Raw genomic sequence first — 379 nt, forward strand, 5'->3', positions numbered from 1 at the left:
GGTTAGGCAGGGTTGCCCAATCTCACCATTCCTCTTCAACTTTGCCATCGATGACATTCTGGAAACAGCTCTGATGGATGTAAGTAATGGTGGTGTGGATCTGTTGCCTGGAGAAAGACTTCTCGACCTTGATTATGCGGATAATATTGTCTTACTGTGAGATAATGCCCAAGCCATGCAATCCGCACTTAATCAGTTGGCAATCAGTGTCCGTAGGTATGGTATGTGCTTTGCACCTTCGAAGTGCAAAGTACTTCTACAAGACTGGCAGGATTCTAATCCTGTACTCACCCTGGATGATGAGCAAATAGAAGTATTCGAGAAATTCGTGTATCTAGGTGGCTGCATAAGTGCTGGTGGTGGCGTGAGTGATGAGATC

General features: G+C 45.6%; 1 protein-coding gene. It reads left to right on the forward strand.

Going from position 1 to position 379, the window contains the following annotated elements; all coding sequences use genetic code 11:
• Positions 1-175: 175 nt before the first annotated feature.
• Positions 176-379, forward strand: a 204-nt coding sequence (locus EDI28_RS28290) for a reverse transcriptase family protein (protein WP_233353541.1), incomplete at its 3' end; no start/stop codon positions are given.

The sequence above is a fragment of the Photobacterium chitinilyticum genome (genome assembly GCF_004104355.1).
Lineage (GTDB): Bacteria > Pseudomonadota > Gammaproteobacteria > Enterobacterales > Vibrionaceae > Photobacterium > Photobacterium chitinilyticum.